This is a genomic window from Kordia sp. E, from assembly GCF_056033805.1.
This window is the reverse complement of record NZ_JBRASR010000002.1, coordinates 2,049,223-2,075,580: the sequence shown is the minus strand read 5'-3', so window position 1 is coordinate 2,075,580 and position 26,358 is coordinate 2,049,223. Positions and strand designations below refer to the sequence as shown.

General features: G+C 33.5%; 22 protein-coding genes and 2 tRNA genes. 5 read left to right on the top strand and 19 right to left on the bottom strand.

What is annotated here, in order from left to right:
- Positions 1-112 precede the first annotated feature (112 nt).
- Both ACUUYC_RS12385 and ACUUYC_RS12380 read left to right on the top strand, forming a co-directional pair.
- The gene (locus ACUUYC_RS12385; protein ID WP_474266187.1) at positions 113-859 is read left to right on the top strand and encodes a thioredoxin family protein; all 747 of its coding nucleotides are present in this window, start codon (positions 113-115) and stop codon (positions 857-859) included.
- 167 nt (positions 860-1,026) lie between these two features.
- A complete protein-coding gene (locus tag ACUUYC_RS12380; protein ID WP_474266186.1) occupies positions 1,027-1,518 on the top strand; it encodes an LURP-one-related/scramblase family protein in 492 nt (163 codons plus the stop codon).
- Between the two features lie 108 nt (positions 1,519-1,626).
- On the opposite strand, the gene ACUUYC_RS12375 is transcribed toward ACUUYC_RS12380, so the two are convergent.
- From ACUUYC_RS12375 to ACUUYC_RS12340, 8 genes are all read right to left on the bottom strand, one after another.
- Complete coding sequence (locus ACUUYC_RS12375) at positions 1,627-2,277, bottom strand: YceI family protein (protein ID WP_474266185.1); 651 nt, start codon at positions 2,275-2,277, stop codon at positions 1,627-1,629.
- Positions 2,278-2,379: 102 nt separating this feature from the next.
- Entirely contained in the window at positions 2,380-3,060 is a 681-nt protein-coding gene (locus tag ACUUYC_RS12370) for an SDR family NAD(P)-dependent oxidoreductase (RefSeq protein WP_474266183.1), read from the bottom strand.
- Between the two features lie 190 nt (positions 3,061-3,250).
- Positions 3,251-4,198 carry a M28 family metallopeptidase gene (locus tag ACUUYC_RS12365; RefSeq protein WP_474266182.1) on the bottom strand — a complete coding sequence of 316 codons (948 nt, stop codon included), beginning with the start codon at positions 4,196-4,198 and terminating at the stop codon, positions 3,251-3,253.
- A 75-nt stretch (positions 4,199-4,273) separates the two neighbouring features.
- The gene (locus ACUUYC_RS12360) at positions 4,274-5,908 is read right to left on the bottom strand and encodes a 2-oxo acid dehydrogenase subunit E2 (RefSeq protein ID WP_474266181.1); all 1,635 of its coding nucleotides are present in this window, start codon (positions 5,906-5,908) and stop codon (positions 4,274-4,276) included.
- Positions 5,909-5,911: 3 nt separating this feature from the next.
- Positions 5,912-6,910, bottom strand: a complete 999-nt coding sequence (gene pdhA / locus ACUUYC_RS12355; protein WP_474266180.1) for a pyruvate dehydrogenase (acetyl-transferring) E1 component subunit alpha — start codon at positions 6,908-6,910, stop codon at positions 5,912-5,914.
- Positions 6,911-7,166: 256 nt separating this feature from the next.
- Positions 7,167-7,649 (bottom strand): cytidine deaminase, encoded by a 483-nt coding sequence (gene cdd / locus ACUUYC_RS12350; protein WP_474266179.1) that lies wholly within the window; start codon positions 7,647-7,649, stop codon positions 7,167-7,169.
- A 491-nt stretch (positions 7,650-8,140) separates the two neighbouring features.
- Complete coding sequence (locus ACUUYC_RS12345; protein WP_474266178.1) at positions 8,141-8,365, bottom strand: hypothetical protein; 225 nt, start codon at positions 8,363-8,365, stop codon at positions 8,141-8,143.
- Between the two features lie 100 nt (positions 8,366-8,465).
- On the bottom strand, positions 8,466-10,172 hold the full coding sequence (locus ACUUYC_RS12340) for a helix-turn-helix domain-containing protein (RefSeq protein WP_474266177.1): 1,707 nt from the start codon (positions 10,170-10,172) through the stop codon (positions 8,466-8,468).
- Positions 10,173-10,967: 795 nt separating this feature from the next.
- On the opposite strand from ACUUYC_RS12340, the gene ACUUYC_RS12335 reads away from it, so the two are divergent.
- Positions 10,968-11,159: a hypothetical protein gene (locus tag ACUUYC_RS12335; protein ID WP_474266176.1), complete on the top strand. Its 192-nt coding sequence runs from the start codon at positions 10,968-10,970 to the stop codon at positions 11,157-11,159.
- Positions 11,160-11,312: 153 nt separating this feature from the next.
- Here ACUUYC_RS12335 and porV read toward each other — a convergent pair whose 3' ends face one another.
- Complete coding sequence (porV, locus tag ACUUYC_RS12330; protein ID WP_474266175.1) at positions 11,313-12,554, bottom strand: type IX secretion system outer membrane channel protein PorV; 1,242 nt, start codon at positions 12,552-12,554, stop codon at positions 11,313-11,315.
- Between the two features lie 32 nt (positions 12,555-12,586).
- On the bottom strand, positions 12,587-16,456 hold the full coding sequence (gene porU, locus ACUUYC_RS12325) for a type IX secretion system sortase PorU (protein WP_474266174.1): 3,870 nt from the start codon (positions 16,454-16,456) through the stop codon (positions 12,587-12,589).
- Positions 16,457-16,681: 225 nt separating this feature from the next.
- Here porU and gldJ point away from each other — a divergent pair, with 225 nt between their 5' ends.
- On the top strand, positions 16,682-18,358 hold the full coding sequence (gene gldJ / locus ACUUYC_RS12320; RefSeq protein ID WP_474266172.1) for a gliding motility lipoprotein GldJ: 1,677 nt from the start codon (positions 16,682-16,684) through the stop codon (positions 18,356-18,358).
- An 83-nt stretch (positions 18,359-18,441) separates the two neighbouring features.
- Positions 18,442-19,713, top strand: coding sequence for a UDP-N-acetylmuramoyl-tripeptide--D-alanyl-D-alanine ligase (locus tag ACUUYC_RS12315; protein WP_474266171.1), 1,272 nt, complete (start codon positions 18,442-18,444; stop codon positions 19,711-19,713).
- Positions 19,714-19,750: 37 nt separating this feature from the next.
- Here the strand turns inward: ACUUYC_RS12315 and ACUUYC_RS12310 are convergent.
- From ACUUYC_RS12310 to ACUUYC_RS12270, 9 genes are all read right to left on the bottom strand, one after another.
- Positions 19,751-19,825, bottom strand: a tRNA-Val gene (locus ACUUYC_RS12310).
- A gap of 23 nt (positions 19,826-19,848) precedes the next feature.
- Positions 19,849-19,923: transfer RNA gene (locus ACUUYC_RS12305), tRNA-Val, on the bottom strand.
- Positions 19,924-19,983: 60 nt separating this feature from the next.
- Positions 19,984-21,195, bottom strand: coding sequence for a bifunctional folylpolyglutamate synthase/dihydrofolate synthase (locus ACUUYC_RS12300; RefSeq protein WP_474266170.1), 1,212 nt, complete (start codon positions 21,193-21,195; stop codon positions 19,984-19,986).
- A 16-nt stretch (positions 21,196-21,211) separates the two neighbouring features.
- Positions 21,212-22,114, bottom strand: a complete 903-nt coding sequence (locus tag ACUUYC_RS12295; protein WP_474266169.1) for an energy transducer TonB family protein — start codon at positions 22,112-22,114, stop codon at positions 21,212-21,214.
- A gap of 6 nt (positions 22,115-22,120) precedes the next feature.
- Positions 22,121-22,462: an ExbD/TolR family protein gene (locus ACUUYC_RS12290; RefSeq protein ID WP_474266168.1), complete on the bottom strand. Its 342-nt coding sequence runs from the start codon at positions 22,460-22,462 to the stop codon at positions 22,121-22,123.
- A gap of 35 nt (positions 22,463-22,497) precedes the next feature.
- Positions 22,498-22,884 carry an ExbD/TolR family protein gene (locus ACUUYC_RS12285; protein ID WP_474266167.1) on the bottom strand — a complete coding sequence of 129 codons (387 nt, stop codon included), beginning with the start codon at positions 22,882-22,884 and terminating at the stop codon, positions 22,498-22,500.
- Between the two features lie 9 nt (positions 22,885-22,893).
- Positions 22,894-23,601 (bottom strand): MotA/TolQ/ExbB proton channel family protein, encoded by a 708-nt coding sequence (locus ACUUYC_RS12280; RefSeq protein ID WP_474266166.1) that lies wholly within the window; start codon positions 23,599-23,601, stop codon positions 22,894-22,896.
- A gap of 52 nt (positions 23,602-23,653) precedes the next feature.
- Positions 23,654-25,066 (bottom strand): sodium:proton antiporter NhaD, encoded by a 1,413-nt coding sequence (gene nhaD / locus ACUUYC_RS12275; RefSeq protein WP_474266165.1) that lies wholly within the window; start codon positions 25,064-25,066, stop codon positions 23,654-23,656.
- A gap of 24 nt (positions 25,067-25,090) precedes the next feature.
- Positions 25,091-26,317, bottom strand: coding sequence for a Glu/Leu/Phe/Val dehydrogenase dimerization domain-containing protein (locus tag ACUUYC_RS12270; protein ID WP_474266164.1), 1,227 nt, complete (start codon positions 26,315-26,317; stop codon positions 25,091-25,093).
- Positions 26,318-26,358 lie beyond the last annotated feature (41 nt).

The window sequence follows — 26,358 nt, the reverse complement described above, 5'->3', positions numbered from 1 at the left end:
CTATTAAAAGCTATTTACCTATGAATAGGTATTTTACTTCAAAATACTTCCTGATTATTTTATGACATGGTTTTTTTTGTTTATTTTTAAAATCGAATTAAATTCTACTATTATGAAAAAAGTATTGCTATTACTAATGCTTTGTATTGCACTTCCCTCCTTTGCGCAAACTGAGTTAACAGACGATAACGCAGAATCTAAGTTACTCGTTAATAATGATCGATTGATCGTTTTGGATTTTTATGCTACATGGTGCGGACCATGCAAACGTATGGATCCAATTATAAAACAATTGGTTACAAAGTATAAAGATCGTGTTGATTTTTATAAAGTTGATGTAGACAAAAGTCAAGTAGACGATGCTTTGGGAATTTCTGCAATGCCTACATATTTATTTATTTACAATAGTTCAAACTTAGAACAGATTGAAGGCGCGATGAGTAAAACTAAGATGGAAAATCTTATTAAGAAACATATGGGTGGAGATTCAGGAACGACCGTTTCTACTGACTCTTCTGACAATTCATCTTCTGATGACTTTGATGTAAACGATTTTAGTCAAACGAATATTGATAAAATCTGGGATTCTTCCACTAAGTTAAATTCTTTAGCATGGAATGCATACAAAAACCACAATGATATAAAGGTTTTGTTGAAAGCAATAAAAGCAGTAGAACGTTCTATTGAACTAGAAGCTACATATTACAATGTAGATACACACGCTGCTTTGTTATACAAAACTGGGAAATACTCCAAAGCTTTAAAAACTGCTAAAAAGGCAATTGATATAGCAAAAGAAGAAGGTCTTAGTTATAAGTCAACCACAGAGTTGATTGAAAAAATTATTGATGAGATGTAATCTTTATCACATATACTATTGAAAAAAACGGAAGTCTATTGGCTTCCGTTTTTTGTTTTCAAGTAATTTATTATTTTCATGAGTCTATAAATTTCATGTAACGTTTACACAAAATTAATTACTCATACATTGTAATTACTACTTTCAAACAAAACTAACACATCAATATGGTATATAGAATTAAAGAGAAATTTTGGGGATTTGGTGATAATTTTTCAATCACTGACGCACAAGGCAACGAATGCTTTTATGTAAAAGGAAAAGCCTTTTCTTGGGGAGATAATTTATCATTTCAAGATGAAAACAGAAACGAAGTCGCTGTGATAAAACAAAAGCTTTTTACATTCATGCCTAAATATCAAATTTTTATTGATAATGAATTGTATGCAGAAGTGATTAAAGAATGGAGTTGGTTTAAGAAACAATTTACACTAGATGTGCCTGGACCAAATGACTATTCTATTCAAGGTGATTTTTGGAGTCATGAATTTGTATTTATGCGAAATAATAGACAAGTAGCAACTATTAGCAAAAAACATTGGGCTTGGACAGATAGTTATAGTATTGATATCCAAGAGGAAGAAAATGAGATCGCAATTTTAATGACTTGTATTGTGATTGATCAGATTCTTCATGATGAGAATCATAGTAACGATTGATTAAAAAGAATAGTCAATCAACAAAAAACAGAGTATCGAACTCGAAACCTACAATATTTCCTTGTTAAATTTTATTGCCCTTTTTCTAAAACTGTAAATACCATGGGATTAGCTTGGAACATCAAATTTCATGTTTATATATAGTAATTTTGTTGGAACACTATCCGATTTCCCGCTTACGATTTTGTCATAATCAATTCCCCAATCAAATAAATTTATTTGACCGCTTAATACTAATGAACTTGCCATTGCTTCTTTTGGATCTCTGATACCAGTCACAAAAAACTTTACATCCTTTTCTATTCCTTTTATGGACATTTTACCATTTACTTGATACCAATCTAATCCCATGGTATAGACATTCGTAGATCTAAAGGTGATTTTTTCATCACGTACTCCTATAAATAACCCTGGCTTGGTAACTGTTGCGGTTAATTCTTCCGCTCTACATACTTTAAATGTATTAGGATCTAAGTCAAACGAAAGACTCATATTCTCCAAAGGATTTCCTTGATCACTACGCGAAGGAGCATCAAGTTTTAAATCAGTTATAACACCTGCAAATGGTGTACTGCAATGTCCATGTGTCACAAATAGATTCATGGTCTGATGTTGTTTATCTTTTACAACATCAACTATTTTATTTGTATCAACAACGTCATTGCTTTTTGAATTTGTTTCATTTTTAGTATAACCACTAGCCACAATTATGATTGCTGCTACTATTAATGGCAATGCAATATTTCTGATTTTCTTCATGATTCTATTTTTTACATTTCCACGAATATAGAACGAGTTGCCTATTAAACATGTCAATCAAATGTAAAAAAAGTGTCAAAAAATGTGTTTGCAATCTAAGGATTAAGGTGTAGAACTAGAAACTTGCAATATTTTTCCGTTATAGAATTTATTTCCTGTCAAAGAGAAATCACGAATGTATTCTGCCATTTCTAACGCACTTAACGGCGCTTCATAACCTGGAAAAGCTTCTGCCAACATTTCGGTTTGCACAGCGCCTAATGCAAGTACATTAAAAGCGATTCCTGCATCTTTGTGTTCTTCTGCTAATAATTCTACTAATGTAATCACGGCGCCTTTAGAAGAACTGTATGCAGCTAATCCAGGGAATTTCATACTACCTTGAATTCCTCCCATAGAACTAATCGTTACCACATGACTTCCCGAAACCATATGTGGTAATAATACACGACTCAATTCTGCTACACCAAATACATTGACTTCATAAATCCACTTGAAATCTTCCATCGTCGTTTCTACAAAAGGTCTATTTAATAAAGCTCCTGCATTGTGAATCACTACATCAACTTGTTCCCAGTTTTCTTTTACGAAATCTGTAACACGTCCATAATCTTCAGGTTTGCTGAGATCAAATGCAAACGATGTGATATTTTCATAGTTTAGATTAGTAATTGGCTTTTCATTTCGCGAAAGCGCCAATATATTGTATCCTTCTTTTGCAAAAAGATGCACCAATTCAAAACCTATTCCTCTACTTGTTCCTGTAATGATGATGTTTTTCATTTTTGTTTTTTTAAGCTAGTTCTAATTGAATAATTTTAATTAGAATACACAATAATGCATTGAAGTTTTAAGCACTTCTCGATACTAAATTCTTATAGAATTTCACTCGAAGTGACGTTTATTAGCTGATAATTAAAGTTTATTAGTCCCTTTTTAAATTATCAAATCAAATAATTTTCAAACTAGATAATTACTTTGAAGGATTCATTTTAATTTCTTTTGTTTTTGCGTTTACTGCTTTTTTTACTGCAGGAATAAACGTGTTTACAAACATTGCCATATGATTAAAATCCATTGCATCAGATTCATCTCCTACTTTGTGATAGTGATTAAAATTTGTAAAATCGAACGTTGAGAATGATTGACAAGGCACATTGAATTCTTTGAAGAATGCATAGTTATCCGAACGCATAAATAATCTGTATTCTCCAGCTTTTGGTAAGAATCCTGCGATTTTTTTTCCTGCGTATTCGTTCATTTTTTCAGCAAGATTAGTTTTATCAAATCCTGTTACATATGCTGTATAGTCTTTACCAACTAAAGGAACTCCAACCATTTCATAGTTCAACATTAAATATAAATCTATGTTGTCAGCTTTTAAAGTTTTGGCTAAGTGTTTTGAACCTAACAATCCTCTTTCTTCCGCTGAGAATAATGTAAATAAGATACTTCGTTTATTACTTTTTGTTTTTGCGAAGTATTTTGCCATTGTTAAGACTGTTCCAACACCTGCAGCATTGTCGTTAGCTCCATTAGCAATACTATCGTTTCCAACTGGTTTTATAATTCCGATATGGTCGTAATGTGCACCAATGATTACAAATTCATCTTTTAAAGCAGGATCAGTTCCTTCTAGGTATCCAATTACATTAAATGCATTTTTTCCTTTTACCGTAAAACTATCACGATATGAATCAAAATAAGGTTTGACACCATTTTCTTTGAAGTAGTTTTCAATATATGTTGCCGCTTTGTCAATTCCTTCGCTTCCAGTATCTCTTCCTTTTAGTTCGTCAGAAGCTAAATATGTTACTATATCATCTACTTCTTGTGCTTTGATAACGACTTCTTTTGTTCCACAAGAAAAAGTCAGTAATGATATAAGACAAATTCCTAGTATGTTTTTTAAATGTTTCATGATTGATAGTTTTTGATTGCTAATTGATGTAAACAAAAAATCCCACTTTCGTGGGATTTGATATGTGTATTATGTTTATGCTAACATTGTCACAGGATTTTCTACATACTGTTTTACAGTTTGTAAGAATTGTGCTCCTGTTGCGCCATCTACAGTTCTGTGATCGCACGCTAATGTAACTTTCATTGTATTCCCGACAACAATTTCTCCATTTTTCACTACTGGTTTTTGAACAATAGTTCCAACTGATAAGATTGCTGAATTTGGCTGATTAATGATGGATGTAAATTCTAAGATTCCAAACATTCCTAAGTTTGATATTGTAAAAGTACTTCCGTCCATTTCTGCTGGTGAAATCTTTTTACTTCTCGCTTTTCCTGCTAAATCACGTACGTTTGATCCAATGGTTGTTAAACTCATTTGATCCGCAAATTTCAAAACTGGAACTAATAATCCGTCATCTACTGCAACTGCGACACCAACATGGATATGCTTATGAACTATTGTTGCTGCATCACTCCAAGTTGTATTTACGCGTGGATGTTTGCGTAATGCCATCGCGCAAGCTTTTACAATCATGTCATTGAATGATACTTTAATATCTGGAATTGCATTGATTGTTTTTCTAGAAGCAATTGCATTGTCCATATCTAATTCTACCGTAAGGTAATAATGTGGCGCTGCAAATTTAGATTCTCCTAAACGACGTGCAATTGTTTTACGCATTTGCGAGTTTTTCACTTCTTCGCTGCTTTCTTCTCCTGCTGGCACAAAAGGAGCTACTACTGCTGTTTCTTTTGTTGCAGTTGGTGTAGCTGTTGCTGCTGGCACTACTACTTTTGCAGCTGCGGCTGGTGTGAAGTTTTCAACATCGCGTTTAACGATACGTCCATTTTCTCCAGAGCCAGTTACATCGGCTAAGTTAATTCCTTTGTCTGCTGCAATTTTTTTAGCTAATGGAGAAGCAAATATTCTACCACCTGAAGATGCGTTTCCAGAAGCTTTTGGTGTTTCTACTGGAGTTTCTTCCTTTGTTGCTACTGCTGCTTTTTCTCCTTCTAATACTGGTGCGTTTCCCGATCCAAATACTTTCAATACAGTATCAACATCAGTTCCTTTGTTACCAATTACTGCTAAAATGCTATCAACTGGTGCAGATTCACCTTCTTTTACTCCAATGTAAAGTAATGTTCCTTCATTGAAGGATTCAAACTCCATCGTTGCTTTGTCTGTTTCAATTTCTGCTAAGATATCTCCTTCTTCAACTGTATCTCCAACTTGTTTTAGCCAAGCTGCCACAGTTCCTTCTTCCATCGTATCACTCAGTCGTGGCATTGTTACTACAATAGCTCCTTCTGGCATTTCAACTTTTTCAGCTGCTGCCGCTTTTGGTGCTTCTGTAACTTTTTCTTCTACCACTTCTTCTTTAGCTGGTGCTCCTGCTCCTTTTACCAAAGCATCTATATCTTCTCCTTCTTCTCCAATGATTGCTAATAATGTATCAACTGGCGCAGTTTCACCTTCTTGAACACCAATATATAATAACGTTCCTTCATTGAAAGATTCAAACTCCATTGTTGCCTTGTCAGTTTCAATTTCAGCAAGAATATCTCCTTCTTCAATTTTGTCACCTATTTGCTTTAACCATGTTGCTACAACACCTTCTTCCATGGTGTCACTTAGTCTCGGCATGTTTATAATTTCCGCCATGTTTTATAATTTATGAGGTAAAAATGGATAGTCTTCTTGTTCGTATACTGCGTCGTACATTAAACTTTTTTCTGGATATGGAGACTCTTCTGCAAATTTTTCACATTCTTTCACCAAGTCCTTTACACGCTTGTCCATTTCTGCAATTTCGTCTTCTGTAGCGTATTTTTTCTCTAATAGTGTTTCCTTTACTTGTGATATAGGGTCTATTTTTTTGTATTCTGCTACTTCATCTTTTGTTCTATAGTGTTGTGCATCAGACATTGAATGACCTCTGTAACGGTACGTTTTCATTTCTAAGAATGTTGGTCCGTCTCCGCGTCTTGCTCTTTCAACAGCTTCATGTACAGCTTCTGCAACTTTTTCTGGGTTCATTCCGTCAACTGGTCCACAAGGCATTTCGTATCCTAAACCAAGTTTCCAGATATCTGTATGATTTGCAGTTCGCTCAACAGAAGTTCCCATTGCATATCCATTGTTTTCACAGATGAATACTACTGGAAGTTTCCAATTCATTGCCATGTTGAATGTTTCATGTAACGATCCTTGACGTACCGCTCCATCTCCCATATAACATAGTGTCACTGCATTTCTTTTGAAGTATTTGTCAGCAAATGCTAATCCGGCTCCTAATGGAATTTGTCCTCCAACAATTCCATGTCCACCATAAAAACCATTTTTTGGTGCAAATATGTGCATTGATCCACCAAGTCCTTGTGATGTTCCTGTTGCTTTTCCGTATAATTCAGCCATCACTTTTTTAGGATCAACTCCCATTCCGATAGGCTGAACATGATTTCTGTATGCAGTAATCATCTTATCTTTTGATAAATCCATTGCATGTAATGATCCTGCCAACACAGCCTCTTGACCATTGTATAAGTGAAGAAATCCACGTACTTTTTGCTGAATGTATACAGCAGCTAGTTTGTCTTCAAATTTTCTCCAGAATAACATCTCCTCATACCATTTACGGTATATCTCTTTAGTGATCTTTTTCATTTATTTCAAATTGGTTGGCATTGTTCTTTAAAGATAGTAACAATTCCATTTTAAGGTTTATAGCTTCTAGTTGTTTGTTTTCTTATTGAAACGATAACAAAAATACTATTTTAATGAGAAGTGAAAAAATGTAGCGGTAATTTATCGCGGTTTTAACATGAATTATTATCTCGAAAACGTTATCGAAAAGATAAAATTCATGTTTGAGTATATTTTATTTTTTACTTCATGATTTTTTTTAAGGATTTTTCCTTTTTTACAGATACGATTTATCAAAAATTAATGGTAATAAATCTTTGAGTGAATTCGATTTCAAAATTTTTCCTTCGCCTCCCATAAAGTAAATTTCAATTGGAGCTTCTTGACGCATTTCATATTCAGCAATTGACTGCCTACATGCTCCACATGGAGGAATTGGTGTTTTGTTGATATGATTATCAGAAGTTGCTGTGATAGCAATGTATTTTACTTTTACTCCTGGATATGCTGCGCCTGCATGAAAGATTGCTACACGTTCTGCACACAATCCTGATGGATACGCCGCATTTTCTTGATTGTTTCCTTGTATTATTTCTCCATTTTCTAAAAATAATGCCGCGCCAACTCTAAAGTTTGAATATGGAGCGTATGCTTTTTTTCGTGCTTCTACTGCACTTTGCATTAATTCTTGAATGTTTTGAGGAAGTTCCTCTATATGGTCATAACACGTAAGTGTTGTTGTAATTTTTATTTCCTGCATTTGAAATTTTTATTTTCTTTTTGATTAGTCATTGGTCAAATCAAAATAGCCTAGAAATATAGTGATTATTTATGGAATAGCGTAATTTGCTTAGTTGTTGTTAGGTTTTGAACTGTTGCGCTCTTGGGTGTTGGGTAATCTTGCTTGTGCTCTATTGGTGTATTCGTTTGTTCTCAATACTTAGTTTTTTGTTATTTACATTTTCTTAGAACTAAGAACTCTACACTAAGAACTCAAAAACTACTGGTTTTGAGCTTAGCTTTTAATATCGAGGTAAAGCACTGATTTCAACACACTTACTATTTCATTGATAATAAATTAAGTATTTGAATACCGTTTTTATATTGCGGTCATATGGTCACAACTAACCTTGAAGTTATTTTTTACAGTTTCACAAAGATTCCCGAATACAACTTATCTCAATGTATTCGGGAATGCTTAATGATGTTAAGGAAGTTATATTGTATTAATCAAATTATGAATATTGATTGTTAACACTTTTCTGTATTTTTAGCTAATGCAGGGATAAATCCTGCATCAAGACAATCCATTTCAGTAAGTCGACAATCATAACAATAAGAAGCTGGTCCAGTTACAGGATAACATATAGTATTGGGAACTTGTGTATTGTTATCATCTCCTCCTCGTATGGCTAACTTGCTTAAATCTGCAATGCTATTTTTTTTAAAATACAATACTGTTTTTTGTTTTTTCATAAATTCTATTTTTTTAAATTTTATAGTTTAAAACTATTCATTTACAGAAGAGTACTATGAAAATTGGATCGGAAAAAAGTTAAATTCCATGAATTTAAGATTAGTTCTGTTGTGCTTCTCTTACTTTCTTTATGAAATACGAGGGCTTCAGCCCAGTTCTTCTTTGGAACGCTTTAAAAAAAGTTCCTGAGTTAATAAAACCACCTTCTTGAGAAATGGCTTTTATAGTGTACTTTTTATACATCTCATCATTTAGAATGCGATCAATTAAATAGTCTACTCGTAAATCATTAATATAGTTTATAAATGTTTTTCCTTTATATGAATTGATAATCTTAGACAGGTATTTTGAGTTCGTTTTTACAATTCTCGCAGTATCTTGTAAAGAAATTCGATTGGTTAAATAAAGTTCCTCATCTTCAAAGACATCTAACCTTTCCAAAATTGTTTGAATAGCATCATCATCTAATCCTATAGTGAGTGGTACAATATTTTTAGTTTTGGTATCTTTTACAACTTCTATAGAAGCATTACTTTCTTTTTTTTTGGAAATGATAGTATCATACCGTTTTTTATATACTCTCTTGAGCATGTAATTATATAAAAGACCTACTAATAAAAATAATGACAATACAACACTTATGACAAATGTTATGTTGAATTTTTTAGTTGCTTTTTTTTGACTTTTATCAAGATCATTAATTAATTGTTCCTTGACTTTTATAAGGTTTGGAATATCATATTCTTTTGTAATGGTTTTGTATAAATTTTTAAATTGTATATGATGTATACTGTCTAATTTTAAGAGTTGATTGGTATAATATAACTCTAAGGTCTTATCTTGTCTTTGCTTACTATCTTGTATTAGGAACTTATAAACTTCTCTAGATTGTAACGTCAATGTTGAAGAGTTAGCAAATGCGGTATCTACTTTTTTGAAATAACTTAATGCTTTCTCTTTTTTATTGATCGCAAAATAACTCTTCCCTAAATAGAATTGATTTAAGGCTTTATGACGATCCTGAATATTCGGCAAGGCTTTCTCTAAACTATCAATAGCTTCTTGATATTTTCCTTGAAACATAAGATTCACACCTTGGTTACTGAGGAATTTAGTATAATAATTAATTAAATTTCGTTGCAAAGCATAGTGTATTCCTTCTTGATTAATACGAGTTGCTTCATTATATTTTCCAATATGATGATAGGTCTTGGAAATAAGGTTCTTCATATTATAATAACGCCGTTCATCATCAAAGTGCTTTGTTTTTTCTTGATATTTTAAGCATTCATCAAAAGCTTTTAAGGCTTCTTCATAATTTCCAATAATTCTATGTATAAAGCCTATATTAAATTTAATATTATAATAAGTACTACTTTTTTTATTCCCTAATCTACCTTCTGCCAATAAATAATTATCTAAAGCAACTGCATATTTTTTTTGCACATGCAAAACAGCCCCTTTTTCTAAGTAAGCTACAGCTGGAAATAGAGGATCTTTTAATGCTCTAGTATATCGAATTGTACTATCATAAAAAGAAATACGGTTAAAAGGAGCGTTTGCAGTATATCGTTTTTCTGTTCGGGCTAAAAGATAATACCCTTTTCCAATCAATAACGAATCATGATCTCGTAAAGCTTTATGCAAATAAGCTTCTGCATACTTCCGATTTTTTTCTGGCTTTCCTGAAATATCTGTTAAAATAATTTTGTCTAATTCAATATAATCAAGTGAATGTATTGAATCATTTTCTTGTGAATATCCAAACACTACTAAAAAAACAAAGAAAAATTTAAAACTCCTCATTATGAATACTGTTTTGTAACAAATATAACAGAAAACGCATACTAAATCGTATTCTATATCTCAATAAGTTTTAGTTAAATTCAGGGAATTCAACATTACACTTGTTGATTGCTCTCCCATATTGTCATTATTTAGTATCAGAAAATAGAGTAAAATATTTCATGATCTAATTCGTGAATAGAGAACGAAAAGTCCCTTAACCTTTTCAAGAAATATTTTCAAGCAATGCTATTATAAAATGCAAGTGTGATAAAACGATATACTTTGTTTTCAAGAGGAAAAACATTCTTTTTTTAATTAAAATAGAATTAAAAAGGCGGAAACCGAAAAGCCAACTAATAAAAAGAGTAGGTAACAACACTTTAATCATGAAAAATATAAAAAAGTTAGGAAACGTATTAAGTAAAAAAGAACAGGAAAGTATAAACGGAGGTTTAAAACAGTGCCTTTGTGGAACTGGTGTATGTCATGAATATAGCTTGTATTGTTCAGAATCACAATGCCGCATTTCTCTATAATTATTTATAATAATCATTTAAAACACATTCAACATGAAAGATTTAAAAAAGATAGCAAAAGCTTTAACAAAGGCAGAACAAAGTAGCATACTAGGAGGACTTCGAAGATGTAATAATGGAGTCTGTTTTTCCGGATTTTGTTGTCAAGGACTTTGTGTACCGAGCAGCAGTCATTGGGCATTCAATCGTTTGTGCGGTTAATAGCCAAACATTTTAACAAACAAAGGTGGAAACCGAAAAACCTAATAGTAAAAAGAGTAGGTACAATATTTTTATTATGAAAAAAAAGAATTTAAAAAGTTTAAAACTTAAAAAAGCATTTGTTTCTAATTTTAAAAAGAATCAAATCGATGGTGGAATAAGCGGAAGAAGTTGTCGTTTTAACGAGTGCAATGATGCAGACCCAAGTGGTTATAGTTTAGCTTACTGTGGACTTTCAACTAATTGTGGCTATACAGAATTTTGTTGATACCAAGTTATGCAAGTAAACTTTAGTTTGCTACTATTCTATAACATTATTTTGAGTAATTCACTCAGAACTCAATGCTTAATTTTGTTTATAAAAGCAAAAAACCTTTCAAGTTAGCTTGAAAGGTTTTTTATATATGTCATTTATTGAATTTTAAAATTCGTCGTACTCCTCACCTAAGTTAAATGTTAATGAGAAACGTAATGTATTTTCTAATGGGTTTTTAACTTTTGATGCAGAGAATAAATATGATACATCAATTTTTACTGCACTGTATTTGAATCCTGCTCCAAGCGTTAAGAACTTTCTAGCTCCTTTGATTTCACTTTCGTTGAAATATCCAACACGTAATGCAAATGAATCTTGGTACCAGTATTCTGCTCCTAAAGCATATGTAAATTCTTTTAATTCTTCACTGAATCCGTCTGGCGCATCTCCAAATGATTGAAAAATACCTGATACAAAACTTACATCATCACTTTGTCCTCCGACAATAATTGTTGGTTCATCTTCATTAATATTTGGTGTTGTAGGATCATCAGAATCTTGGTTTCCGTCATCATTTAAATCAACAAAACCGAGTTTTGGAGGTGTTGGAACTAATAGTTTTGTTACTTCCGCACTAACAGATAGTTTATTGTATTCATCAAAGATAAAGTCAAATCCACCACCAAGTCTTAATTGTGTTGGTAAGAAGTTTTCCTGACCTAAGTCGTCATATTTTAATTTTGGTCCTAAGTTAGAGATATTAAATCCTGCTCTCCAACGTCCGTTGTAGCTATCATATGCAATTTCTTCTGACTGATAGAAACCTGCAATATCAACTGCAAATGTACTTGCTGCGTTTGCTTCAGTATCTGGTTGCGATTGCAACTTTAAGTCTGAACGCAAGAAACGACCAGTTACCGACATTGCAAATTGATCACTTAAACGTAATGCATACGATGCATCAATTGCTAGTTCGTTTGGACTTTCAATTAACGGCGTAAAGTTTCCAATATCTGCTTGTTGTTGTGTGATAATTTCTATTTCACCTAAACTAAAGTATTTGATACTTGCTGACCAAGCACTTCTTTCACTTATTCTGTTGTAGAACGTTAAGTTTCCTAGAAATATGTCATTTACTAAGTCACTTAAGTATGGTGTGTAACTGATACCTATTCCAATTTGTTCTTTAGCAAAAGCATATTTTGCTGGATTCCATTGTTGCGAGTATGTATCTGGCGAAGTTGCAACTCCTAGTTCTCCCATTCCCGCCGCTCGAGCATCTGGCGTGATGAGTAAGAAAGGAACTCCTGTAGTAATTACTCTTGTATCATTTGGATTGATAACCGTTGTTTGTGCATACATTCCAAGAGGAATTAAACACAATAAGGATAAAAATATCTTCTTCATTAAGTTAAAATTTAGACAAATATAGTTTTTATTTATAGTATTACAAGTTTTTCAAACTTTTCAACTTTCTGATTAGTTAACGGAGATTTTACGGTAATCTTGTATACGTAGACACCTTTTGCTAATTTATCTCCAAAATCATCTTTCCCGTCCCATACTATATCTCGCGACAGCGAACCGAAGTCTTTACTGCTAGCGCCTGCGTTTGCCTTTCCTACAAGTGTACGTACTACTTTACCTGAAATGGTAAATACTTGCACCATTACATCTAGTTCACTTGAGCTATTGTGATTGAACCAAAATTCAGTATAGCTCACAAAAGGATTCGGATAATTTAACACATTGGTAATAGTTAATGAGTTGTTTTCGTTGAAAACTGTGAATTGTATTTCTGTTGTTGTTGAGTTGTTATATACATCCCAAGCTTTTAGCGTAAGTGTGTGTGTTCCTTCTGCTAAGTCTCGGAATGGGAATTTTACAATTCCGCGTGTGTAATCATTTAATTCTGTTTCGTAATAATCATTTAAGATGTATGGGTTTACTTCATCACCATCAAGTATTCCAACAATATCATGTCCAATTCCACTTGCTGTGTTGATTCCGTTTTCATCTTCTAGTTTTGCTAACAGGAAAGGTGATTCGTTGGTAATTCCTCCAGAAACAAAACTTTCATCATTCATGAATAGATTTACAACTGGCGGAGCATTATCTGCTGGCGCATCTTCATTTAATTCACCAACTTTGAAGTTTTCGTTAACTCCTGTATGATCTTCTAATATATCTCCTTTTTCCGCATAGAAACTGATTCTACCATTTCCGACAGGAATCGAAATATCTCTTGGTACTACAAATTCAAATTCGAATGCTCCATCTGTTACTCCTGATTTTCCTCTGAAGATAATTTCTCCTAGAGTTTCAAAGTCTAATACAAATGGAAAATCATTTGCTAACGTTTGACGTTGAATTTTTTTATCATAGATCGTTGAAAATACCGTTCCATTGTAATTACTTAGGATGTTTCCAAATTCATCTGTAATGTTTCCCGCCATTTTTATTTTACTCAATGCTTTTAACGTATCCGTAACTTGTGTAATTGGCACATCGTTGATTGCCGTTAGATTTACTCTTGGCTTCGGAATTGCTAATTGTAATGCTGGATCTCCGATGTAGAAAACAGTTCTTTTGTTACTTGTTGTTACTAACGTTTTTGTTTGACGTAATGCTTCTGATATTGGTTGATATTCGTTAGAACCATACGAAAATAGATAGCGTGCCAATAGTTCATTTATACTTACACCAACATTTTGGAATATTTGTCTTGTTGTTGTTAAGAGTGATACTGCGCCACCTTCTTCATTCCAAAACATGAATTCTCCTGCTGTTTGACGTAATGGATTGTCAAAACGAGTATATTCACAAGTAATTGTGATAAATAAAGGAAGTCTACAATCATTTCTTAATTCTTGCGAATCATTTTTTTCAAATATTCGTTCTCCAGATAATCCATCTTCTCCTCCGTGTCCAAAGTAGTTTACAACTAACGAACCTAATGCAATGTTATCTTTGATTGCTGCATTTACTTCTGGATAGCGTTCTCCACCGGCAGATGTTTGTTGTACGAATGCATCTGAGTGAATTTTAGAGATATTTATAAATGGTTTGTTGGCTACAATTGTATTTCCAAGCGCATCTAAATCAACTTCTAAATCTTTATCAGAATTATCTTCCGCATCATCCGAAATAATTGTTACAGTATTTCTCCATCGTCCGTAGGCTTCTTTACTATAATATGTCAATACTTTGTCCACCACAGCTTTCGCTTGATTTGGATCCATGATTAACATTCTACCTAATGCTATATCTAAACGATCTGCAACTGCCAATGTTCCTTCTGTATCATCCATCATACCATAGAAATCATCTGTCATGAAACCTCTCGTAAGATTGAAACTTTCATATGCCTGAAATACAGGAACTATGTTTGTATTTTCTTCGATTCTATCTTTGTAATCATAGGAAGCATCTCCAAAGAAACATACATATTTTAGTCTATTTTCGTCAGAACTTGCGTTATCATATACATATTTGATGAAGTTTCGAATTGCTCCAATATCTGGATTTCCTGTATTGAATTCGTTGTAAATTGTTTGTAATGTTACGACTTGAACTTGCAAACCTGAGTTTGTTCTATGAAAATCAGCTAAACGCTCTGCTTGTGAAACAAGATTTTGCGGAGAAACGATAATGTAATCAACATCTCCATTAGAAAATATAGTTCCTTTTAAGTTTTGATTCACTACCAAACTATTTGGTTCAAGCGTAGGATATAAAATTTGCGCATTGTCTAATGCGATATATTCTCTTATTTCTCCCATTGCTGCGCTGAACGTGAAATTGGCAGCCGCAGTGTCATTAGTAATTTTTGTAACGTTCCAAATATCTGTAATATCCCAAACTTCTGGTATACTGGATGCATTGCTAATTACATACTCTCCAGTTCCTATAATATTTCTTGCTTCATTGTATTTGAAGTTAAATTGTGTTCCAACACCCATTAACATTCGTGTAGAAGCTATTGAAATATAATCTAAATATGCTACTGATCCAGCAACACCGTTATTTGAATAGTTAAGCGTAATACTTAAGTCTTCTGAACTTAGATTTACACTATCCTCTATGAGTCCTTGACGTAATTGTGAAGCTCCTGGCGTAATATGTTGTGTTGCAAATGAAGAGTTATTTATTGCTGCAAAACTGAAATTAAACGTAGATTGATTATTTACGTTTTCTGCTGGCTGTCCATTTATTAAAGTAGACATTGATGTAATACTATTTGAAATCGCAGCAGGTTTAATTCCAATAGTAACAGGTTCGGATGTTACTAGATTTGTAAGATTAAAGTCGAACGTCTTTTCTGTTTCAATATTAAAGACATCACCAAACCATCTTCTTCCTAGTTTTACAATATTTACATTATCTTCTTCATGAAATTGATAGTCATCGTATTGAGTTATTGTCACAGCTGGCGCTCCAGAAGGTTGCACAGCTTCAGTAATTCGTTTTCCATCTTCTGTTCCTTCTGTTGTTATGTAGTAAAAAGTTTTGTCTGCATATGCATTTATATGTGTCTGACTATCAGTATTCCATTTCTTTGCTCCTTCGGCATAAAATAAAATATAATCTCCTTCATTGAATGCTCCATCTTCCTCTCCAATTACCGAAATTGCATTTTCAGCAACATCATAGTGTTCATTTAACGAATTTAATAAAGGAAGCATTCTTCCTCCATTACCGTATATTTTTAATTTCCTTGGATTTATATTCCCTGTATTTAATCCTATTTGATTTAAGAAATTAGCATCTATTCTATACACTCCAGACTCTTGCACAGAGAATTTATAAAAATTCCCAGTAGCTAACACAGAACTAGACACATCTTCTGTTTTAGAAGAAAAAGTTCTACTCGCGTTGAAATTATAACTTATATCAAAACTTGTTACTTTCTTAACAACACCATTTTCATTTATTAAAGGTGAAACCACAAGAATGTGATTATTTTTTCCACGTGCTCCTGAATTAAAAAGCTTTATCGTTACCGCTGATGGTAATTTTCGTTTATCAATATTCCCTAATTGCGAGTTGGACAATACGCCATATGTAATATTATCAAAACGAACAGAATTCTGATTTACAAGTCGGTCATCATCCCATTGCGCTATAAAACTAATGGTTTCGTCACCATTATATACAAAGTATTCTTTGTTGAATGTCGGTAATTGTAAATTGATATTTTCTGTAGAAAACTCAGTCGTGGCGTCACTCCATGTCAAATCAAAATGCTTATTTTGAGCATTGACTGATATAAAAAGGATACCTAAGAGGAAAGTAAGTTTTTTTTTCATTGCATCTTAAACGGTAAAATAAATCAAATATTATTAAATGATTTGGGTATTTCTTTAAAAAAACAAAATTAAGAATAATAAATTACAACTGTAGTCGTTATATGAAAACTATTGATATTTGTACTGAAGGTAAGTATCATATTAATTTTTGAAATAAACCTTGATATTTTACCTTTAATTGCTATATTGCAAACCAAAATTTCTCTCAATACTCAAGTCTTGACTATGAAAAAGCGAACATTAAGAATTATGCTACTTGTCGCAGTAGTTTCTTTAGGATTTTTTAGCTGTAAAAGATCATCATCTAAAAACACATCAAGAGCCACAGGTTGGCGAATTGACGGTAAAGACGGTGGATTTGCGGCCAACACTAAATATAAAGATCAAGAAACTGCTCCAGGTTTAGTATTTGTTGAAGGTGGAACCTTCACTATGGGAAAAACACAGGATGACCCAATGCACGATTGGAATAATACTCCAAATCAACAACACGTTCAGTCCTTCTACATGGATGAAACTGAGGTAACTAATTTAATGTACACAGAGTACTTATATTGGACTAAAAGTGTATTTTCACCTGACGACCCTAATTATAGAAATATTTATACTGGTGTTTTACCAGATACTTTAGTATGGAGAAATCGTTTAGGATTTAACGAAACGATGACTACAAACTATTTAAGACATCCTGGATATGCAGAATATCCTGTAGTTGGTGTTAACTGGATTCAAGCAGTTCAGTTCTGTCAGTGGAGAACAGACAGAGTTAACGAAGCTGTTTTAGAACGCGAAGGTTATATCGCTAAAGGTGTTAAAACTGATAGTACAGATGCTACTAGTACATTCAGTACTGAAGCATACTTAACAAATCCTACTGAGACCTACGGAGGTAAGATTGACGACTACAAAGGAAGAATTGCTGAAAAATCAAACAGAAAATCTAAAGATTCTACAGCCGAAGATACAAACGTATATGCAAAACGTACATCTGGTGTTATTTTACCAGAATATCGCTTACCAACTGAAGCAGAATGGGAATATGCTGCTAAAGGTTTAGATGGTTTAAGAGAGTACAACAACGTACGTGGTAGAAAAAAATACCCATGGAAAGGTGAATTCACTAGAAGTGGAAACAGAAAAAGACGTGGAGATCAATTAGCAAACTTCAAGAACTCTAAAGGGGATTACGGTGGAATTGCAGGTTGGTCTGATGACGGAGCTGATATTACTGCTAGAGTAAAAACATATCCTCCAAATGATCATGGATTATATGACATGGCTGGAAACGTTGCAGAATGGGTTGCCGATGTATATCGTCCAATGGTTGATGATGAAGCAAGTGACTTTAACTACTATCGTGGTAATGTTTACATGAAAAACAAAATCAACGAAGAAGGAAAAGCTGAAATTGTTCAAGCTGACAACATGAAATATGATACCTTATCTAATGGTAGAATTATGGCTAGAAATCTTCCTGGACAACTAACACAAGTTGCTGTTGATGAAAACGAGACTTACTTAAGAACTAACTTTGACAAGTCTGACAACAGAAACTACAGAGATGGTGATGTTGCTTCTTCAAGATATTACGATTTATTTAATGAAGATGAAGACGGTGGAGAAAATAGCAAGAAGAAAATGTATAATGCTCCAGTACACCAAGTAGGATCTGATTCTACAGGAATGCTTAGACAATATGACAAATCTGAAGATAGAACAACTTTAATTGACGACAATGTTCGTGTATATAAAGGTGGTTCATGGAAAGATAGAGCATACTGGATTGATCCAGCACAAAGAAGAGCTTTCCCAGAATATATGGCAACTTCATACATTGGATTTAGATGTGCAATGTCTAGAGTTGGTTCAAAATCACAAGGAAACAAAAGACCTAGAAAATAATATTACTTAGTATATAGTAATTGAAAAAAGCCCTGATGTTTCATTCAGGGCTTTTTTTCGTTTCAACCATAAATGCATTACATATGATCGCTGAATTATATACCATTTTTAAGAAATATTCTGTCGTTTGTACAGACTCAAGAAATATTACTCCAAATTGTATCTTTTTTGCTTTAAAAGGAGATAATTTTAACGGAAATAAATATGCTACTGAAGCACTTCAAAAAGGAGCTTCTTATGCTATTATTGACGAAATAGCACACAAGAGTTCAGAAAAAACAATTCTCGTTGAGAATGTACTCGAAACACTTCAACAACTTGCAAATTACCACAGACATCAATTAAATATTCCGATTATTTCACTAACAGGAAGTAATGGAAAAACAACAACCAAAGAGCTGATCAATGCCATATTATCGAAAAAATTCAAAACAACAGCCACTAAAGGAAATTTAAACAATCATATTGGTGTACCATTAACGCTACTTTCAATGACTTCTGATACTGAAATTGGAATTGTAGAAATGGGCGCTAATCATAAAAAAGAAATTGCTTTTTTGAGCACTATAGCTAATCCAGATTACGGATACATTACCAACTTTGGAAAAGCGCATTTAGAAGGTTTTGGCAGCACAGAAGGTGTTATTATTGGCAAAAGTGAATTATACGATTACTTGAAAGCGAATGACAAATTTATTTTTGTAAACGGAAACGATCCAAAACAAGTTGAACGTACGCAAGATTCAAATCATTATACATTTGGAAATACAGACGAATCAGATATAGCTATTCAATTTATGGATGCAAATCCTATGGTTCATTTACGTGTTGAAGATATAGAAATACAAAGTCAGTTAATTGGAGCATATAACTTTTCAAACATTGCAGCCGCCATTGCTATGGGAACTTATTTTGAAGTGAATACAACTCAAATCAAAGAAGCTATTGAGTCATACGTTCCTTCTAACAACCGATCGCAAATCATTACTAAAGATTCCAACAAAATCATTTTAGACGCCTACAATGCAAATCCAACTAGCATGAAAGCTGCCTTAGACAACTTCTCTAGCTTAACAGACTCTTCAAAAATTGCATTTTTAGGTGACATGTTTGAATTAGGTAAGACCGCAGCTGAAGAACATCAGTTTATAAATGAACATGCAGCTTCCTTAGATATTGACACAATTTATTTAGTTGGAGGAAATTTTAACAAAACACAAAGCAAGAATAATAATGTAATTATTCACAAAGATTTTGAATCCTTAAAGAACAATTTTCCCGAAGTCAGCAATAGCACTTTATTGATAAAAGGCTCACGCGGAATGGCCTTAGAAAGAATATTGGAATTATTATAAACTAAAAAAAGCTTCTCATTAAGAGAAGCTTTTTTTGTGGGTAATACTGGATTCGAACCAGTGACCCTCTGCTTGTAAGGCAGATGCTCTGAACCAACTGAGCTAATCACCCGAAATTCATTTTCAATAAGATAGTGGGCGATACTGGATTCGAACCAGTGACCCTCTGCTTGTAAGGCAGATGCTCTGAACCAACTGAGCTAATCGCCCTTATTGCGGATGCAAATATAGAATAGATTTTATATCTGACAAAATTTAAGCTTAAAAAATTTAAACTATTTCTGCTACTACAAATGTACTACCTCCGATATAAATTACATCACTAGAACTAGCTACAACTTTAGATTTATCGTAGGCTTCTGAAACAGAATTGTATACATTCCCAATTAAGTCGTGTTCCTTTGCTTTTTCTTGTAATATTGAAGCATCTAAACCTCTAATTATTTTTGGGCAACAGAAATAATAAGTGGCATTTTTTGGCAATAAAGGAAACACCTCATCCAAATCTTTATCTTTTACAACTCCTAAAACAATATGTAATGCGTCATAGGTTTCACTTTGCAATTGACGCATTGTTAACGCTAAACCTTCTTTGTTGTGCGCAGTATCACAAATTGTTTTTGGTGATTTATTTAGAATTTGCCATCTACCTTGAAGATTTGTATTCTTAACCACATTTAACAATCCGTTTTTAATGTGTTTTTCTTCGATTTTAAAGCCTTTTAATAATTGTACAGCTTGCACAGCTGCTTTGTAGTTTTTCTGCTGATAATTGCCTAATAAATCGGTTTGATACTTTTCTGTAATTGTTTTTTCCGCAAGATGTAATACTGATTGCTCTTCGTTTGCTCTTTCTGTAAATACAGGAAACGTTTCTTCATTGTATTCACTAACAACAACAGGAATATTTTTTTTGATGATTCCTGCTTTTTCAAAAGCAATTTTAGGCAATGTATCTCCTAAAAAACCAACATGATCAAATCCAATATTAGTAATCACACTCACTTCTGGTGTAATAATATTTGTAGAATCTAATCGTCCTCCTAAACCAACTTCAATGACCGCAATGTCTACTTTTTTCTTTGCGAAATAATCAAATGCCATACCAACTGTCATTTCAAAAAATGAAAGTCGTTCTGTTTCTAAAAACGCTTTGTTTTGTTTTACGAATTGAATGACAAATTGCTTACTCGTCATTTTTCCGTTGACACGAATTCGCTCTCTAAAATCTTTTAAATGTGGAGATGTGTATAAACCAACTTTGTATCCTGCTTCTTGTAAGATAGAAGCAATCATATGACTTGTGGAGCCTTTTCCATTGGTTCCGGCTACATGAATACTTTTGAATTTATTTTCAGGTGAATCTAAATGCTTTGAAAGCTTTATACTATTGCTTAGGTCTTTTTTGAATGCTTTCGCGCCTTGACGCTGAAAGAATGGCAATTGATGAAATAACCAATCTAAGGCTTCTTCGTAATTCATGCTATTTTTCAAGAAATTATTGTCCTAGCTTGAAGTTTACAACGATGAAACCAACTTGAGTTGCTGGCGCTTTTGCATCTTTATTCCAACGATATTCATAAGCAGCTTTTTCAGCAGGTTTTAGCAAGCATGTTGCGTTATTTGTAGTTCCTTTAGCTCCAGCAACAGCATCAATTACTTTTCCACTTCGATCAACTGTGATTTTCACCACTACTCTTCCTGATTCGTTACAGTCTTGCTCATCTACATTTCCACCGCTTACTTTGCTTCTACCATTTAATCCAAAGCCTCCAGTTCCTCCGTTTCCAGAACCTGGTTGTCCGTAATAACTTGTTGCATATGGATCTCCATCTGGATTTCCTTTGTCACCTTTTTCATTATCATCTCCTTCGCCTCCATCTGCTTTTCCATCAGAGTTTTTCACGCCATCCATCATTGCATCCAGCGCCGCTTTTTTTGCATCACGTTCTTTTTGAAGCTTTTCTTCTGCTTCGCGTTTTTCTTTTGCAACTCTGTCTGCTTCTGCTTTTGCTGCTTTTTCAGCTTCGTCTGCTTTACGCTTTACTTCTTCTGCTTTTTTGATTGCAATAGCTTCTTCTGAATCTTGTGTTACCACTTCTTCTGCAACAACTTCCTCGGTAGTTGTTTCTGGCTGTTCTTCCGTCACAGCTTCTGTTTCCTGAGGCTCTTCAACTTCTTCTTCAGGCTGCGTTGGAGCAGTATCAGGTTTTAATGCTTCTTTAGGTTGCACATTTCCACTTCCAGTTGCAGTCGTACCAAAGTTTACGGCAATACCGCTTTCTTCTGGCGGATCTAAATATCGCATCCCAAAAAGAAACATAAGTATTAACAATAAAATCATTACCACAGTTGTAATTGTAGCTGATTTTCGTTTGTGTTCTGTATTTAGTATTGACATAACTTTTTATTTTGGTAGTACTCCTAAAATAATTTTATATTTATTTTCGCTTGCAATCTCCATAATCGTCACTGTTTCATTTACAGGAACGCTGTCTTCTACTTGAAGTAGAATTGTTGGATTTGCATATCCGTCAAATTGTATTTTTAATTTTTCTTCTAATTCCTCCACTTTTACAAGTGATGAATTGAGATATATTTCTTTATTTTTCGCAAATCGTATCGAAACAGATTTTTCACCTTTTACAGTTTCAGAAACTTTCGATTCTGCTGACAAATCTTCTACATATTTTGCAAAATATGTTAATGCTATTAGAAATAACACACCTGCAATGAATACAAATGGCATGTTGAACTTTTTATTTCTTGTTTCCAACAAACTCATTACTGAGGCCGAACTGCTAAAATAATTTTATATTTATTTCTATTTGCAATATCCATGATGTTTACCGCTTTTTCAATTGGCACACCTTCTTCTGCTCTTAGTATAATTGTTGGCTCCGTTTGTCCTCGCAATTTTGCTTTCAACTTTGCTTCTACCTGACTAGCTCTTACTTTATCTGAATCAATATATACTTCTAAATTTTTCTTGATACTTACAGATACATTTTGCGTATTTGTTGATTTTCCTTTTGCTTTTGGCAATAGTAAATCGAGGGCGTTAGGTGAATTTGCTGTTAACATAAAAAACACCAATAGTAAGAATACAATATCCGTCATTGACGACATACTGAATTCTGGACTTACTTTATTTCTACCTTTTAATTTCATTGATATGAATTATACAGGTTCGTTTAATAAATCTAAGAAGTCTACTGCATTTGCTTCCATTTGATGCACTACTTTATCAGTTTTCACAACTAAGTGATTGTATCCAATATACGCAATAATTCCCACAATTAAACCAGCAACCGTTGTTGTCATTGCCGTATAAATACCGCCTGCAAGCGAGCCCATTTCGGCTTGACCGCCACTTGTTGCCATTTCATGGAATGCCAAAATCATACCAATTACAGTTCCTAAGAAACCAATCATTGGTGCAGCTCCAGCTACTGTTGCCAAGATACTTACGTTTTTCTCCAATTTATATACTTCTAATGTACCTGCGTTTTCAATTGCTTTATTGATATCTTCCAAAGGTTTTCCTATTCGTGAAATTCCTTTTTCCGTTAAACGTGCAACAGGAGAATCTGTTTGTGCACATAGCATTTTTGCTGCATCTAATTTTCCACTAGAGACATTATCTCTAATTTGATTCATAAAGTTTTTATCAATCTTAGAAGCTGACTTTATTGCAAATAAGCGTTCAAAATAAATGTATAAAGCAACCGCTAACAATACGAATAGAACACTTATAATTATGATACTTCCTATTCCTCCATCGACGACCATTTCATAGATAGAAAGTGTTTTTTCTTGATCTTCTAATAAGTTTTCTAATGCTTCAGCAGCTTGCTTTGCTTTTTTGGTTGTTTGTAATAGCAACATATGCGTTTTTTGATTTAAAATATATAACGTGTGATTTATGAATAAAGTATATTTAGAGAATGCTTCTCATAATGATAAAAGCCACTGAACCTACAACAAATCCTACAAGTGCCAACCATGATATTTTTTTGAGATACCAAAAGAAATCAATTTTCTCCATTCCCATTGCAACAACTCCTGCTGCCGAACCAATGATTAACATACTTCCTCCTGTTCCAGCTGCAAAAGCAATAAAGTGCCATAACGGATCATCTAATGCTTCTGTAAACATTCCTAAACTTGCTGCTACTAATGGTACATTATCTATGACTGCTGAACCAACTCCAAGTAACATTACTACTAAATCCGAAACGCCTCCAGTTCCAGCTTCTGTTCCTAGTTGTGGCGTTGCTGTTTTTAACCAATCAGCAAACCCAAATAACAATCCTAACGACTCTAAGGCTGCAACTGCCATTAATATTCCTAAGAAGAATAGTATACTTGGTAATTCAATTTTTGATAATGAATGATGCACAGGACTGTGATGTGCTGATAAAGCATCAGAATCATGTCCTTCATTTGCACCAACAGCAGACATACTGAATTTTGTATTACTATATATTTCAGCAAATATGGCTACTACAGATAATGATAACATCATTCCCACGTATGGAGGTAAATGCGTTACTACTTTAAATACTGGCACAAAGACGATTGCTGACAACCCTAAGTATAACATTGTTGGTCCAAAACGGTGTGGTTTTTTATCATCAGAAGCATTTTCTTCTTCAGGAAGATTTCCCTTGAATGGCTTTAAGAATGTTGCCGCAAGAAACGTTGGCACCAACATACATAATAGTGATGGAATAAATAAGTATGCTAATAATTTCCCAGTAGAAACTTTATCTCCAATCCATAACATTGTTGTGGTTACATCTCCAATTGGCGACCAAGCTCCACCTGCATTTGCTGCAATGATTATTAAACCTGCATACCAGATACGAATGTTTCTATCTCCAATAATTTTTTGCAGAATAGAAATTAATACAATTGTTGCCGTTAGATTATCAATAATAGCTGATAATACAAACGCTAAAAATGCAAAAATCCACAGTACACGACTTCTACTTTTTGTTTTGATAAAGCTTTTTATGGTAGCAAATCCGTCGAAGTAATCGATGATTTCTACAATAGTCATTGCTCCAAGCAGGAATACTAGTATTTCGGCGGTTTTCCCAAGATGATGCAACAAGGATTCTTCCATGATATGCATCTTATCACCTTTTGCCATGCTGCCAAAATTATCAACTAGCGCATGTGCTCCTGAATCAAACCAACTTTGAAAGTCTTCTATTCCGAAAGCGATAAATGCCCAACATATTGCCATCATGGCTAATGCTGGAATTAGCTTGTCAATTTTTAAGTTATGTTCTAAGGTTATGGCTAAATACCCTATAACAAATACGGCTATTATTGCTGATTCCATTTAGTAATTTTTATAAGTTGATGGTTATATTAATTCTTTTAGTGCAATTTCAAAAGCTGTTTTACTAACATCTACTTTTGAAGCGTTTCGTTTGAATGTGTTTTGCAATGCTTTTTTGATAATTTTAGATGTATCTTCAAAAATAGCTTCATCAGTCATTGCTACTCTACGTTCCATGAAATACGCAAATACTCTTGCCATTCCACAGTTTGAAATAAAGTCAGGAATTAAACTCACTTTTTGATCTGTATGTTCCATAATTGGTCCAAAAAATATTTCCTTGTCTGCAAATGGTACATTAGCTCCACACGTAATTACTTCCAAACCAGTATTAATCATTTTATCAATTTGATCTTGTGTAATTAATCTTGACGCAGCACAAGGTGCAAATATTTCAGTTGGCAATTCCCAAATACGTTCATTCATTTCTTCAAATGAAATCATATTATCTGCCACCAATGTGTTTCCGTCTTTTTGCAAAAAGTATCCTTTGATTTCTTCATACGAAAATCCTTCTTCTTTTATCACACCGCCAGCTCTATCAATGATTCCAACTACTTTTGCGCCCATTTGTGCTAAATAATACGCAGCCGCAGCTCCAACATTTCCAAAACCTTGTACTATTGCTCGTTTTCCTTCAATTGAACCTCCATAAATATCATAGAAATGTCGTGCAGCTTCTGCAACTCCAAATCCTGTAATCATATCAGCAACTGTATATTTTCGAGAAACATCTGGAGAATACTCTGAGCTTTCAATTACTTTAATTACTCCTAAACGTAATTGTCCAATTCTATTAATTTTATCAGATTCTGTTGGTTTAAAGTGCCCGTTAAAGACGCCTTCTTGCGGATGCCATACTCCACTATCCTCCGTAATTGGAATTACTTCATGGATTTCATCTACATTTAAATCTCCTCCAGTTCCATAATAATTTTTCAATAATGGCGCAACTGCTTTATACCAACGTTTTAGCACTCCATTTTTTCGCGGGTCTTGTGGATCAAAGTTAATACCTGATTTTGCTCCACCTATTGCAGGACCTGATACTGTAAATTTTACTTCCATTGTTTTTGCCAATGAAAGCACTTCATTCATATCCAATCCTTTTCGCATTCTTGTTCCACCTCCTGCAGCACCACCACGAAGAGAATTAATTACTGTCCATCCTTCCGCATTTGTTTCTGGATCTTTCCAGTTAAATACTATTTCAGGTGCTTTATTTTCGTATATTTTGAGTAGTTCTTTCAATTAAAATTAGATTTTATTGGTATGTTGTTTCTATACAGACA